Origin of the sequence: Luteibacter aegosomaticola (genome assembly GCF_023078475.1) — a bacterium.
GTDB lineage: Bacteria > Pseudomonadota > Gammaproteobacteria > Xanthomonadales > Rhodanobacteraceae > Luteibacter > Luteibacter aegosomaticola.
In genome coordinates, this window is the sequence record NZ_CP095741.1 from 1,875,555 (window position 1) to 1,889,211 (window position 13,657).

Here is a 13,657-nt window from a genome sequence, read left to right on the forward strand (position 1 = left end):
CATGCGGTGTCGCGCATAGCGTTTTAGAGCGCTGCGTGGGTCATCGAGGGCGGGGCATCCTGCGGGGCCGCGCCCCAGGTCTTGCTCGGCTCGGGGCCCATCGTCAGCACCAGGGTGGCACCGTTGACGATGTCGGCATGGCTGAACCAGGGTTTGGTCCAGGGTTTGCCGTTGAGCGTCGCCGACTGGATGTACTTGTTCTTCTCCGAATTATTCTTCGCGACGATTTCAAACACTTTGCCGTTGCCCAGGCGCAGGCGTACATCGTCGAAGATCGGGCTGCCGATGATGTAATCCGGCGTCGAGGGATCGACCGGATAGAAGCCCATCGCGCTCAGCACGTACCACGACGAGGTCGAGCCCTGGTCGTCCATGCCCGGGAAGCCGTAACCGGTGGCATCGCTGCCGTACATCTGGGCGAGGATCTGGCGGGTGAGCGCCTGGGTCTTCCACGGCTGGCCGCTCCATGCGTACAGGTAGGCCGCCTGCTGGTCGGGCTGGTTGCCCTGCACGTACTGGCCGATCAGGCCCGTGCAATCGCGGCAGATGCCCTTGGCGGTGTATGGCGTGGAGAAGAACGCATCGAGCTTGGCGTTGAACTTATCGCGGCCACCGAGCAGGTCCATGAGCCCCTGCACATCATGGGGGACCAGCCACAGGGTGGACCAGCCCGAGCCTTCCTTCATCATGAAGTTGTAGTACGGCTCGCCCGGATCGAACGGCGAGATCCACTTGCCGTCTGCGGTGCGGCCACGCATGAAGCCGACCGAGGGGTCGAACACGTTGCGGTAGTTCGCCGCGCGCTTTTCGAACATCGCGGCATCGTCGGTCTTGCCGAGGCGGCGGGCGAAGTCGGCCAGGGCATGGTCGTCCCACGCGTATTCGAGCGTCGTGGCGACGCCTGCCTTCCCACCAGCGTGCGGCGGGCTCGGGTTGTTGTCCGGTATCTCGTCGGAGATCCAGCCCTGCTTGTCGTACTCGGCGAGGTAACCGCGCGGGCCCTTCGGGTCCGTGGCGTTCTTGCGCAGGTACTCGTAGGCGGCGTTGTAATCGAAATCGATACCGCGCTGCCATGCACCGTCGTAAAGGAACACTGCGTGGTCGCCATGGAACGAGGTGTTCATGTAGCCGCGCTCACGGGCACGGTCCAGTTCCGAGCGCATGATGTCCTGCACCACGGCCGGCTGCATCAGCATGAGCAGGGCGATCTGGTTGCGGCCGGTATCCCAGAACGGCACGGGGCCGTAATGGTCGTAATCGGCGACCTTATCGTTGCCCTGCGAGTCAGTGTAGTGCTCACCCTTGCGGGCGATCATGCGCGGGCTGGCAAACGAGTGGTACAGGGTCGAATAGAACAGCATGCGCTGCTTCGGCGTACCGCCGCTCACCTGCACGCGATCGAACAGCTCGGCCCACTTCGCGCGCGCCTTGGCGTGCACGCGGTCGAAATCGGCGTCGCTGTCCTGCGCTTTCAGGCGCTGGTCGGCTTCTTCGGCGCTGTGGCCGTGCGCGATGCGCACCACCACCTTGTCGCCGGCCTTTGTGTCGAAGTGAAGGTAAGCACCGGCGTAGTCGCCGGACACCTTGCGGCGATCGGCCTGCACGTCTTCACGACCCAGGCCTTCGCCTTTCTCCGTGACCTCGGAGTGGAACGTGCCGAAGCTGGTGAACGGGCGGGAGAACTCGGCGACGAAGTACGGGCCATCCGCATCGTGGTCACGGCGGCCGGCCGTGGCGACGCCACGCACCGTGTGGTCGTCGACCACTTCCACATCGCCGCCGTTGCGGCGCAGGTTGATGACGATGTTCGAACGATGGCTTTCCGGGAAGGTGAAGCGCATCAGGCTGGTCCACTGCGTCGCCGTGAGTTCGGCGCGCGTGTGGAACGTGGCGAGATCCACGGCGTAATAGCCGGGCGACGCCTTCTCGGAGGCCTTGTCGTAGGCCGACATCGCGTAATCGGGCGGTACGGTCCAGTCCCCGACCACGGCCATGACGATGGGCGCGCCGCGCGCACCGTAGGTGGAGCCGCCGCCGCTGAAGCCCAGCATGGTGGGCCGGCGGTAGTCGTAGGCCACGGGCACGCCGGTGGCAAAACCCAGGTCGGCGTTGATGTTCACCGGCGCGGCTTCCGTCGCGCTCTGCGGCAGGCTGGCGCCGGGCGTGGTCATGCCGGTGTAGGTGGGCTCGCCGGGGGGCGGGGCGTTGCCAAGGAGTTTCTGGTCATCCAGCGGCGCGGTGCCAACCAACGGATTGGCGATATCGACCGATGCGGTGGCCGCGGCGGCGGACTTCGGGGTTTTCGCCTGGCCGGCGAGGGCGGAGCCCATGGCAAGCACGGACAGCGCGAGGACGAGGGCACGACGGGGATGGCGTGCCAATAGCGTATTCATGGGGTTTTCCTTCGACGGAGCGGGGATTCATCCGTTGAAACGAAGACGGGGCCAGGCGATGTGCCTGGCCCCGTCCGATTTTTTTACTTGTTGCTGTCGCCACCGAACTTGTAGGTGATGCCTACGTAGTACTGGCGGCCAGGGTACATCAGCTGCACCAGGCGTGCGCGCGTGTCGCTACCGAGGTAGGTGTGCGGCGTAGCCTTGTTGAAGTTGATGATCGAGGCCGTGACCATGAAGTGCTTGTTGAATTCATAGTCGCCGTTCAGGTCGATCTGGTGGTACGGCTGCGCGTAGATCGGCAGGCCCGAGGCCAGGCCGGTCATGGTGCGGCCGGTCCAGTTGTCGCTGGCACGGAGCAGCAGGCCGTTCTTTTCATAGAACAGCGAGACGTTGGCGGCGTACTTCGCGCTACCGATCAGCTCGGCCTTGCCGACCTGCGTATCGCCCAGCGAGACGGCGGTTTCGTTCGTCTTGTTGAGCGTGTAGTTGACGATGTAGCCGAAGCCGGTATCCCAGGTGTGCTGCGCATAGACTTCAACGCCCTTCGACGTGCCGGAGCGGCCGTTGGCATTGGTGCTGTACTGCAGGAAGTTCGTCTGGGTGCCGCCCACGTCAACATTGATGTTGTTGACGGTGACCGGAACGACGAAGTTCTTCACCTTCTTCTGGAACAGATCGACGCCGACGACGCCGTGCTGCGCGTAGTACCACTCACCAGCCAGGTCGAACTGGGTAGCCGTGAACGGCTTCAGGTCGGCGTTGGCACCCGAACCGTACCAGCCCGGCAGCGGAGCACCGAACTGCTTGCGGTCGTTGTAGTAGTCCTGCGTGTTGTTGGTCAGCTGGCCGAGCTGGGCCAGGTCGGTGTAGTTCGCGCGGGCCATGGCCTGCGAGCCCGCGGCACGCAGGACGAAGCTATCGGCGATCGTCCAGGCGATGTTGAAGCTCGGCAGGAACTTGTTGTAACGCTTCTGCGTGGTCGAGTTGGTGAAGTTCTCGACGACTGACACTTCGCGCGGCAGGTACTGGAAATCACCCGGGGCGCACGCACCGCCACCCGCGTTCACGCCCGAGGCCGGGCAGATCAGGATGTTGCCCGCCGGGTCGTGGTAGTACACCGCGTTGTTGGTGGTGACCTGGTTGGCGACGGTGAGGTCCTGCTTCGTCGTGACGAAGCGTACGCCGACGTTACCGCGGATCGTGCCGGTGTCGAAGTTCGCCTGCACGTAGGCAGCTGCGATCTTCTCGCCGATCGACGACTTGTTCTGCGGCTTGTTGTAGAGCACGCGGTCGTACGTCTGGTTCAGGTAGTTGTAGTACGCCGGGAAGTTGATCGCCGGGAAGATGTCATCGCCATAGGCGTGGTTCACGCCATTGAGATAGTCACCCTGCAGGAAGCCTGCCGGCAGCTGGCCCGCGTTTGGATCGCAGGTCTGGAACTGCAGCTGGGTGCCCTTGCAGTACCAGCGCACTTCGTTGCTCTGCTGTTCGGCGTTCGCGTCGCTGTACTTGCCGCCAAACTGGATCGACTGCAGCCAGCTGGAATCGAGCGACCAGGTGAAGTCAGCCTGGGCGAAGTTCTGCGAGTTCGAGGTGTTGACCATGTTCGAACCGGTGGAACCCAGGTCGACCTGGCCCGCGCCGTTGAGCATGTTGTTCAGCACGTCCTGCTCGGCACTGATGCCCGGCTTGCTGCTGTTGGCGCCGCCAGCCGTGGTCCACGAGGCACCATTGCTGCCGTCGACCCACGCGCCGTTGACGAAGTTACGCGGCTTGGCAGCCATGCCCAGTTCGACCGACGGGCCACCCTTGGCCCAGGTGCGGCCGAAGTTGAACGAGCCGCTGAGCGAACCGCCGTTGTCCCACTCGCCTTCCAAGTTGAGGGTCTGCGAGGTGGCCTTCTCGACGGAGTAGTTACCGTTGAGCCAGGGGATTTCGGTGGAGCAGACGTCGACCGGCTGGCGCTGCGCGCCGGTCACCGGGTTGGTCGTGGAGTTACAACCGACGCCAGCGGCCGGCAGCTGGTAGTTCGCGCCGGTCACGATGGTGTGCGACGGGTCGAAGGTCAGGCCGTTCGGGGCGAGCAGGCGGCCGTTCTGGTCAGCGTAGTTGCTGTTGTTCGGCAGGCCCCACTCGGGGATTTCCAGCGTGTTGGTGATCTGGGTCTGCTGGCGCTCGAAACGGAAGTAGTTACCCGTCAGCAGGAAGTGGTCGCTCGGCTTGAACTGCATCGTGGCCTGGGCGCCTTTGGTCTTCAGGCTCAGGTCGTTGCGGCTCGTGGCGAACTGCTGCGGCATCCAGAAACCATTCGAGACGTTGCCCGCCTGGTCGACGACGCCATTGCCCCACAGGTCGATGTTGTTGTTGACCGCGGAGTCGTACGGGTTGCCGTGGATATCCACCGGTGCCTGCGTGCAGGTGGTGTGATCCTTACAGTCATCCGACCACCAGTGCCAGCTGGAAGCATCCGCTTCATACGTGGTGGCCTGGCGCTTCTGGTACGAGCCGGCAACGAGGAAGCCGAACGTCTCGTCCTTGTTCTTCCACGAATACAGCGCCGAACCCTGCGGTTCGGTCTTGCCGCTGGTATCGGACATGGCGCCGGTGCCGGTCACGAAGCCTTCGTTGGCTTCCATCTCGAGCGGGCGACGGGTGCGCAGATCGACGTTACCGCCGATGCCACCTTCATCCAGGCGGGCCTCAAGGCTCTTGTAGAGCTTGATGTCCGAGAACATGTTCGCCGGGAACAGCGTGTAGTTGAACGAACGGGTGAGGCCGGCCGAGGTATCGGCCGAAGCGACGTAGTTACCGTTCAACTGCGTGTAGGTCAGTTCCGGGGCCAGGCCGCGGATGCTGACGGTCTTGCCTTCGCCCGATTCGCGGCTGATGACCACGCCCGGCACGTGCGCCAGCGCGTCAGCAATATTCTTCGCCGGGAACTGCGCAATATTCTGCGCATTGATCACTTCGACGATGGAGTTCGCTTCGCGCTTGTCCTGCACGTTCTGGTCGATCGACTGGCGGTAGCTCGTGACGACCACCGTATCCAGGTTGATCGGGCTCTGCTCGTCGTTGGCGCGGGCCTGCTTGCCATCCTTCTTCTTCTGGTTGGCGTCCTTCTTGGCCTGGTCCGCATCAGCCTGCGACTGCTGCTGATCCTGCGCCGGGGCCGGTGCGGCGGCGGGCGTGGAGACAGGCGCGGTGGGTGCGGCAGGCTGCGCGAAGGCAGCGGCGGGTGCAACGACGGCTAGTGAAAGAGTGGCGGTGGCCAGTGCGGCGCACAGCGGCTTGCGCTTGAAAAGTTGCGGCATGTAAGACATTTCTTTTTCATCCCTCAATGAAAATGTGCCCTGGTGGGCGTAGCGCGGTGATCCCCCGTTTGATCACCCGGTGCAGATGCGCGAATTAGTGCTGCACGCGTCCTCCTCTCGCCATCAGTCTTGGATCGATCCAAATTTCAGAATGCCGACGCGCCCCCGGGCTTGTCGGCGGTGGGTGCTTCAGTTGTGCGGAAACACCACGGCGGGGTGCCGCGGCGCATCGGAAAAGACGAAGAGAAGGGCGCCGCGCGAAAGGCGTGGGCCCTGGATCATGGAATGACGGGTAGTTTTTACATTCACGTAGTCGCTTCCCATTCCCCTCAAACGGTTCGGCGGGTTGCGGCTACCTGCGGGCCGGCGCATGCAGCGCACGTTACCCCTTGCCCCACCCCCGCCTTGCGCCAAATCGAGTCGGCCGTTTCTGCGGTCGGTTCTCGGCTTGGATCGATCTAATTCCCCGACGCAGATTTAACGGGGTCGGGTAGGGGGGTGTCACGCTGCGTCGCAAAACCAGAAGAGATCTACGAAAAATCGTAAACAAATGGCGCTGTGGCGCCGTTTAGACAGCCAAATGCGAACGACTCCGGGCAGGCCTTGTTGCGGCGCAGTCACGATGACGGGGTGCCATATATGCAAAATCGGCAATATGTGCACCAAAAATGAACTATTCCATGTCCTAGGAACGGTCGGAACGGCCGATGTATCTGCATGGTCATACGGCTGTCATAGGGCGCCTGGGTATCACTTGACTCTGGAGCTAGCTCAAGGCTCTAGACTTGAGCCATGACTACTCAACCGTCCCTCACCATCGGCCGCATCGCGCAGAGCGCGGGCGTCGCCATCGATACCATCCGGTTCTACGAGCGCGAAGGCTTGCTGCCCGAACCCCGTCGCCGGCCATCGGGTTACCGCGAGTACGACACCTCCGCAGTGTCGCGGCTGCGCTTCATCCGCCGAGCCAAGGAGCTTGGCTTCACGCTGGAAGAGATCCGTGAGCTGCTGGCCTTGTCGGCAGACCGCCATGGCGGCGTGGAGGGCGTGCGTGATCGTGCCGCAGCACGTTTAAAGGCCATCGATGACCGCATAAGCGAATTGCAGCGCGTACGTAATGGCCTGGCGGAGCTGGTCGATGCCTGTCCCGGCCATGGCTCGCCGGAGGACTGTCCGATCCTGAAGGCGCTGGCGGAGCCGAGCGCATGAGCGAGAGTTGCTGCTCGCATAAGGCGACCGCGCAGGCGGCCGTCATCGACCCGGTGTGCGGCATGACGGTGGACCCGGCGAAAACGCCGCACCACCACACGCACGAAGGCCACGACTATCACTTCTGCGGCGCACGCTGCCGCGAGAAGTTCATGGCAAATCCTGCGAGTTATCTCGCGCCTGTCGAGCCGGCGGCGCCGTTGCCGGCTGGCACGATCTACACCTGCCCGATGCACCCCGAAGTGCGCCAGGAAGGGCCAGGTTCATGCCCAAAGTGCGGCATGGCCCTTGAGCCCGCGATGCCGTCGCTCGATGACGATGATGGTGAAGTGACCTCGATGGCCCGCCGCTTCGGCGTGCTGCTGGCGCTGACCTTGCCAGTGTTCGTCGTGGCGATGGGGCCACACTTGTTTGGCTGGATGTGGCCCTCGCCCTGGGATGCGCTCGCGCGTTGGGGCGAGGCGTTGCTGGCTAGCGTCGTGGTGCTATGGGGCGGTGCGCCGTTCTTCGCGCGCGGCTGGCGTTCGCTTAAGCCCTGGTCGCCGAACATGTACACCCTCATCGCCCTGGGTACGGGCGTGGCATGGCTGTACAGCGTGTTCGCGCTGCTCGTGCCTGGGATGTTTCCCGTGTCGATGCATGACATGCACGGGCATGTCGATGTCTATTTCGAATCCGCAGCGGTCATCGTTACGCTGGTGACCCTCGGTGATTTCCTCGAGTTGCGTGCGCGCCGCCGCACGGGTGCCGCGTTGCGTGGGCTGCTCGGTCTCGTGCCGAAGACCGCGCGCCGCATCGCCGCCGATGGCCGCGAAGAAGATGTGCCGCTCGATCACATTCATGTCGGTGACCATCTGCGTGTTCGTCCCGGTGAAAAGGTGCCGGCTGATGGCACCGTGATTGACGGCGAAAGCCATGTGGATGAAGCGATGCTCACCGGCGAGGCCAATCCGGTGGCGAAGAAAGTGCACGACAAGCTCACCGGCGGCACGCAGAACCAACACGGCGCGCTCACCCTGCGCGTGGATCACGTCGGTGCGGATACGGTGCTCTCGCGCATCGTGATGATGGTGGCGGAAGCCCAGCGTTCACGGGCGCCGTCGCAACGCATCGCTGACAAGGTCGCGGCCTGGTTCGTGCCAGGCGTGGTGCTCGTCGCCGCGCTCGCGTTCGTGGTGTGGTGGCTGGTCGGTCCCGAGCCTGTGTTTGCCCATGCGCTGGTTGCCGCGGTGTCGGTGCTGATCATTGCGTGCCCTTGCGCGCTCGGCCTGGCGACACCGATGTCGATCATGGTGGCTAGCGGGCGCGGTGCGCAGGCTGGCGTGTTGTTCCGTGATGCGGCGGCGATCGAATCCCTGCGTGATATCGACACGTTGGTGTTCGACAAGACCGGCACGCTGACGGAAGGCAAGCCTTCGCTGGTGGATATGCGCACGTTTGGCCGCGAGCGCGCCGAGGTGCTGGCGTTCGCTGCCGCCGTGGAGCGACCGAGCGAACACCCTCTCGCTGCGGCGATCGTTGCCGCGGCAGAAGGCGAGGGTGCGCCTGCTTACAAGGTGGCCGGGTTCCAGGTGGTCGTGGGCCGGGGCGTTGCTGGTCGGGTCGAGGGCCATGACGTGGCCGTGGGCAACGGCCGGTTGATGGAAGACCAGCGTGTTGATGCGGCCGCAGGGCGCGACATTGCCGAGAAGTGGCGTGCGAAGGGCGCCACGGCGATGTATGTGGCGATCGATGGCCGGCTGGCCGCCGTGCTCTCGCTGGCGGATGCCGTCAAGCCGTCGACGAAGCCAGCACTGGAGGCGCTGCATGAGGCCGGCGTGCGCCTGGTGATGCTCACGGGCGACAACGCGGTGACGGCGAAGGCCGTGGCGTCCGCGCTGCCGATCGATGATGTGCATGCCGGTGCCTCGCCGGAAGACAAGGCGAACTACGTGGCCCGGTTGAAAGCCGAAGGTCGCAAGGTGGCCATGGCGGGTGATGGCGTGAACGACGCGCCTGCACTGGCAAAGGCGGATATCGGCATCGGCATGGGCAATGGCAGCGACATTGCCATCGAGAGCGCCTCGGTCACCCTGTTGAAGGGCGATCTGGCCGGTATCGCCCGGGCACGCGCGTTGTCGGAAGCGACGGTGAAGAACATCCGCCAGAACCTGCTGTTCGCTTTCATCTACAACGCGGCCGGCGTGCCGCTCGCCGCCGGCATCTTGTACCCGCTGCTAGGCCTCACGCTCTCGCCGATGATCGCCGCGCTGGCGATGAGCCTGAGCTCGGTATCGGTGGTGGGCAACGCGCTGCGCCTGCGTAGCAAAGCCATCTAACGTAGGAGCCCACCCTGTGGGCGACATCTTTCGCGGAAGAACCACAGGCCCTGTGGCGGTGGTGCGAAAGGCGTCGCCCACAGGGTGGGCTCCTACAGGGGGCTGTTACTTCTTCGTGTCGAACGACGGCGGGGCGTCCTTGGCCTTCGATGCCCATGCCTTGTTCGGCGTGTCCTTCAGGTCGAACTCGAGCGTGCCGCCCTTCAGTGCGAAGGTTTCCGGCAGCCACGACTGATCGACCGGCTTGCCGTTGACCTTCAGGCCGTGGACATAGGGCTTACCCATGCCGGCGTTCGGCGCGAGGATCGTCACGTCACCGCCTTCGCGATGGATGACGGCTTTGGTGAACAGCGGGCTGCCGACGATGAACTCCGCGCGGCCCGGGATGTTCGGGTAAATGCCCAGCGCGGCGAACACGTACCACGAGGACATCTCGCCGAGATCGTCGTTGCCGGGGATGCCATTCGGTGCATTCACCCAGATCGTATCGAGCACGCGACGGACGAGCTCCTGCGTCTTCCACGGCTGGCCGGCGTAGTTGTACAGCCACGGACCGCCGATCGACGGTTCGTTATCCAGTTCGGCATGCAGCGGGCCCGACTTGGTGACGGCGAACTTGCCATCCGGCTGGTAGAAGTAGTTGTCCAGGCGCTTCGTGGCCTTATCCATGCCGCCCATGGCTTCAAACAAGCCGTGCACGTTGAACGGCACCATCCAAACGTACTGCGCGGCGCTGCCTTCGACGAAGCCGTCCTCCGTAGAGGGCACGAAATCGTGCGCTTCCTTGTCGTCGTCGTCCTTCACCTGCGCCCACGAGCCATCGGCGTTACGGTTACGGATATAGCCGCCATCCGGCGCTGCCTTCGGGTCGAACAGGTTGCGCCAGTACTGCGCCCGGCCGAGGAAGCGGTCGGCGTTCGCCTTGTCGCCCATGCGTTCGGACATAGCGCTCAGTGCGAACTCGGCCGCCACCAGCTCGAGCGTATCGGCGGCCGGGCCCCATGCCGGTGCGCCGACCGGGATGTAGTGCAGCTTCAGCCATTGGTCGAGGCCGGGGCGCTGGCCGACGCATTCGACCGGGCAACCGTCCATCGAGGTATCGAGCGCGGTGGGGTTGTCGGCCGCGTGGATCAGCGAGGCGAGGGCGCCCTTCGCGTCGAAATCTCGCGCACCGAAGGCATAGATACCCGCGATCGACGGCGCGGCGGGGTCACCATTCATGACGTGTGTCGCGCCGTTGTTATGCGTCCAGCGATCCCACACGCCGTGGTTCTGCTGGGCCTGGTTGTACAGACTCTGGCCGATATCGCTGGCGATCTTCGGGGTGAGCCAGGCCAGCATCGGCAGCTGCGAGCGGTACACGTCCCAGCCGGAGAAGTTGGCGTACTGCGCGTGCTGCGTGCCGGTGACCTTATGCGGCTTCTGGTCGAAGCCCATGTACTCGCCGTTGACGTCGCTGAAGACGTTCGGGGTCATCGAGGCGTGGTACAGCGCGGTGTAGAACACGGTGCGCTGGTCGGGCGTGCCGCCGTCGATCTCGATGCGGGAAAGCTGCTTGTTCCAGTCGGCGACGGCATTGTCGCGGACCTTCTCGAACGTCGTGCCCCTGGGCACTTCGGCATCGAGGTTGGCCTGCGCGTTGGCGGCGCTGACGTAGGAGATGCCGACGCGTACGTTCACATCTTTCGTGCCGGGAGCGAAGCCCACCCATGCGCCGGAGCCGTTGCCTTCCTTCGGCCAGCCCTTGTCGCCGTAACCGGAGCCGCCCTCGCTCTTCGTGCCGCCCTTGGTGACGGTGGTGTCCTTCCACGTGCCGGTGCTGGCGAACGGCTGGTCGAACTCGATCACGTAGTGGACCGTGTAATAGCTATGCCGGTCGGCCTTGTCGATGTAGCCGCAGAAGTTGCCGCTGGTCACCGAGCCGCTGATGCGGTGGTTGGCCTTGTCCACGTTGACCGTGGCGTTCTCCGAGCCCACTTCGGAATCCGACGCGCGGACGAGGATGTTCACCGGCTTGCCTGCGGGGAAGGCGAAGCGGCCCGCGCCGCTGTGCAGGGCGGCGGCGAGGTCGGCGGTGACGCCGTTATCCAGCTTCACCTGGTAGTGGCCCGCCTTCGCGGTCTCGTTGGCGTGGCTGAACTTCGAGGCGTAGGCGTGGCGGAAGTCCGTGCTGGGCGATGCGACGACATCCTCGGTGATCGGCATGATCGGCACGTCGCCCGAACCGCCGCCGCAGCCCCAGCCTTCCACGTTGGTGAGGGCGAAGCCGCGGATGGCATCCGCGCGGTACTCATAACCACCCGGTGCGGCGATCGGCGATTTCTTGCCCGGCAGCGGCGAGGCTTCCGGCGTGAACTGGAACATGCCGAACGGCACCACGGCGCCGGGGAACACATTGCCCCCGTTCGTCGTGCCAATCAGCGGGTTCACAAGCTCCGCAGGCGTGGAGGCGGCACCGGCCAAGGCGGGGAAAAGGGCAGCGGCAAGAGCGATCGGCTGGAACGCGCGCAAGGGGGAACCTCCACGATGGGCTAATTTATATCGATTGAAATCCCTGCGGCGCGCAGTGTCGTGTGCCACCGGTCATGACTGCACCGCAACATGAGTCCCGTAGGAGCCCACCCTGTGGGCGACATCTTTCGCCTCTCCGCCGCAGGCCCTGTGGCGGTATCGCGAACAGCGTCGCCCACAGGGTGGGCTCCTACGGGGCGTCGGCAGCTAAAACAGGATGCCGTTCTCGGGCTGGACGGGCTTCAGCTCGTGCGTCTCGCCCAGCATGTCGCGCAGGTCGATCTCGATGGCGCGCGTGAGCGTGGTCAGCGGCACGTCGTCGTCGAGGTTCTCGAACGGGTTCTGCATGTCGTTGCCGATTTGCAGGAGCGCAAGGAACAGGAAGCCGGCGACCGTGGAGCCCAGCGGCGTCCATAGGCCCAGGCTTTCCACCAGGCTCAGCGGCAACAGCAGGCAGAACCCGTGGGTGAAGATCGCCGGGTACGTCGCGTATTGCTGGGGCAGCGGGGTGTTCTTGATCCGCTCCATGCCGCCCTGGGCGTTGGAGATATCCGAAAGCGTGCGGGTCAGCGACGCAAGCAGGATGGGATCGGGCCTGGCGCCGGCGATGAGCTCCGCCGTGGCCATGTGCATGGCATTGGGTACGTTGCCGACCTGCTTAAGCCGGGCGACTTCCTGGGGCGGAAGGCGCGGGCTAAGTTCGTCCCACGGCACCTGGCGCCGTAAATGCAGGCGCAGGGCCTGCACGTAGGCGATCTGGCGGTGGACCACGGTGATGCCCGTGGCCCGCTCGGGCAGCAGCGTGACGGCTTCACGGGCCAGGGTGCGCGAGGCATTGACCATCGCGCCCCACAAGGTGCGCGCCTCCCACCACCGCGCGTAGGCGGTGGTGTTACGGAAGCTCAGATACACGGCGATCGCCGAGCCCAGCAAGGTGATGGGCAGGGCGGGGAAGTCCGCCGTCCAGCGCGGATGAGCGAAATACCAGAACGCGGTGACCGCCACGTCCCACGCGAACAGCAAGGCCAATGGCCTGCCGACGTAGCGGAGGATGTGGCCGAGGTGCGCGCGCCCCGGCAGGATCATGCGCTGTGTTCTTTCTTGATGGCTTCGGCCAGCGGGATGAACGTATCCGAGGCCTTGTCGAGCACGGCGATCGTGCCGTCGCCGATGTCGTAGACCCAGCCTTGCAGCGTGATGGCGTGGTTGGCCAGGGCAGCGGTGACGGCCGGATGCGTGCGCAGATGGTCGAGCTGCAGGCGGACGTTCTGCTGGGTGACATCCTTCAGTACGTCGGCCGGCTCGGGCTGGCGGGCGAACACGGCGCTCTTTGCCGCGGCCGCATTACGCAGCCAGGCTTCGACCGTCGGCAGGCTCTTGGTGGAATCCGGGTTCAGCAGGCCCTTCATGGCGCCGCAATCGCTGTGACCGCAGATGACCACGTGGCGTACGCGCAGCACGGCCACCGCGAACTCGACCACGGCAGACACGCCACCGAGCATCTCGCCGTAACCCGGTACGATATTGCCGATGTTGCGGCAGACGAACAGGTCGCCCGGCTGGGTCTGGGTGATCATTTCCGGCACCACGCGGGAATCCGCGCAGGTGATGAAAAGGGTATGCGGGCTCTGGCCTTCGGCCAGTTCGCTGAACAGCTGCTGGGTCTCGGGGAAGACGTTGGCGCTGAAGTCTTCGACACCCTTGAGCAAGCCAAGCAGGCTGTCGTCGCGCGGGGTTTCCTGGGTCATGTGCTCACCTTGGAATAGTGCCGCCAGCAGGGCGCCAGGCGGGCTTAGGTGACGCAGTTTAAGGCAAACCCGGGTGATGGAAATGCGCAGCGGTATGGATCCCGCTCTTTTGCAGCGAAGCGTCCCCCCTTGTAGGAGCCCACCCTGTGGGCGACGCTGTTCGC

7 protein-coding genes are annotated in these 13,657 nt (G+C 64.6%); 2 read left to right on the plus strand and 5 right to left on the minus strand.

The features are described 5' to 3' along the window. Positions 1-23 precede the first annotated feature (23 nt). Both L2Y96_RS08260 and L2Y96_RS08265 read right to left on the minus strand, forming a co-directional pair. Positions 24-2,393, minus strand: a complete 2,370-nt coding sequence (locus tag L2Y96_RS08260) for a GH92 family glycosyl hydrolase (protein WP_247335367.1) — start codon at positions 2,391-2,393, stop codon at positions 24-26. 83 nt (positions 2,394-2,476) lie between these two features. Continuing rightward, positions 2,477-5,707: a TonB-dependent receptor gene (locus tag L2Y96_RS08265; RefSeq protein ID WP_247335369.1), complete on the minus strand. Its 3,231-nt coding sequence runs from the start codon at positions 5,705-5,707 to the stop codon at positions 2,477-2,479. 792 nt (positions 5,708-6,499) lie between these two features. Between L2Y96_RS08265 and L2Y96_RS08270 the strand changes: the two genes are divergently transcribed. Further along, the gene (locus L2Y96_RS08270; RefSeq protein WP_247335372.1) at positions 6,500-6,916 is read left to right on the plus strand and encodes a heavy metal-responsive transcriptional regulator; all 417 of its coding nucleotides are present in this window, start codon (positions 6,500-6,502) and stop codon (positions 6,914-6,916) included. Further along, the gene (locus L2Y96_RS08275; protein WP_247335375.1) at positions 6,913-9,234 is read left to right on the plus strand and encodes a heavy metal translocating P-type ATPase; all 2,322 of its coding nucleotides are present in this window, start codon (positions 6,913-6,915) and stop codon (positions 9,232-9,234) included. Before L2Y96_RS08270 ends, L2Y96_RS08275 begins: the two co-directional genes overlap by 4 nt. Before the next feature lie 105 nt (positions 9,235-9,339). On the opposite strand, the gene L2Y96_RS08280 is transcribed toward L2Y96_RS08275, so the two are convergent. The 3 genes from L2Y96_RS08280 to L2Y96_RS08290 all read right to left on the minus strand — a co-directional run bounded on the left by L2Y96_RS08280 (position 9,340) and on the right by L2Y96_RS08290 (position 13,493). Then, positions 9,340-11,745 carry a GH92 family glycosyl hydrolase gene (locus L2Y96_RS08280; protein WP_247335404.1) on the minus strand — a complete coding sequence of 802 codons (2,406 nt, stop codon included), beginning with the start codon at positions 11,743-11,745 and terminating at the stop codon, positions 9,340-9,342. A gap of 207 nt (positions 11,746-11,952) precedes the next feature. Continuing rightward, positions 11,953-12,831, minus strand: coding sequence for a bestrophin family protein (locus tag L2Y96_RS08285; RefSeq protein ID WP_247335406.1), 879 nt, complete (start codon positions 12,829-12,831; stop codon positions 11,953-11,955). Further along, the gene (locus L2Y96_RS08290) at positions 12,828-13,493 is read right to left on the minus strand and encodes a carbonic anhydrase (protein WP_247335409.1); all 666 of its coding nucleotides are present in this window, start codon (positions 13,491-13,493) and stop codon (positions 12,828-12,830) included. Before L2Y96_RS08290 ends, L2Y96_RS08285 begins: the two co-directional genes overlap by 4 nt. Positions 13,494-13,657 lie beyond the last annotated feature (164 nt).

Coding starts and splice junctions, on each gene's coding strand:
- L2Y96_RS08285 (WP_247335406.1), bottom strand. CDS start 12,831: ATGATCCTGCCGGGGCGCGCGCACCTCGGCCACATCCTCCGCTACGTC.
- L2Y96_RS08265 (WP_247335369.1), bottom strand. CDS start 5,707: ATGCCGCAACTTTTCAAGCGCAAGCCGCTGTGCGCCGCACTGGCCACC.
- L2Y96_RS08290 (WP_247335409.1), bottom strand. CDS start 13,493: ATGACCCAGGAAACCCCGCGCGACGACAGCCTGCTTGGCTTGCTCAAG.
- L2Y96_RS08260 (WP_247335367.1), bottom strand. CDS start 2,393: ATGAATACGCTATTGGCACGCCATCCCCGTCGTGCCCTCGTCCTCGCG.
- L2Y96_RS08270 (WP_247335372.1), top strand. CDS start 6,500: ATGACTACTCAACCGTCCCTCACCATCGGCCGCATCGCGCAGAGCGCG.
- L2Y96_RS08275 (WP_247335375.1), top strand. CDS start 6,913: ATGAGCGAGAGTTGCTGCTCGCATAAGGCGACCGCGCAGGCGGCCGTC.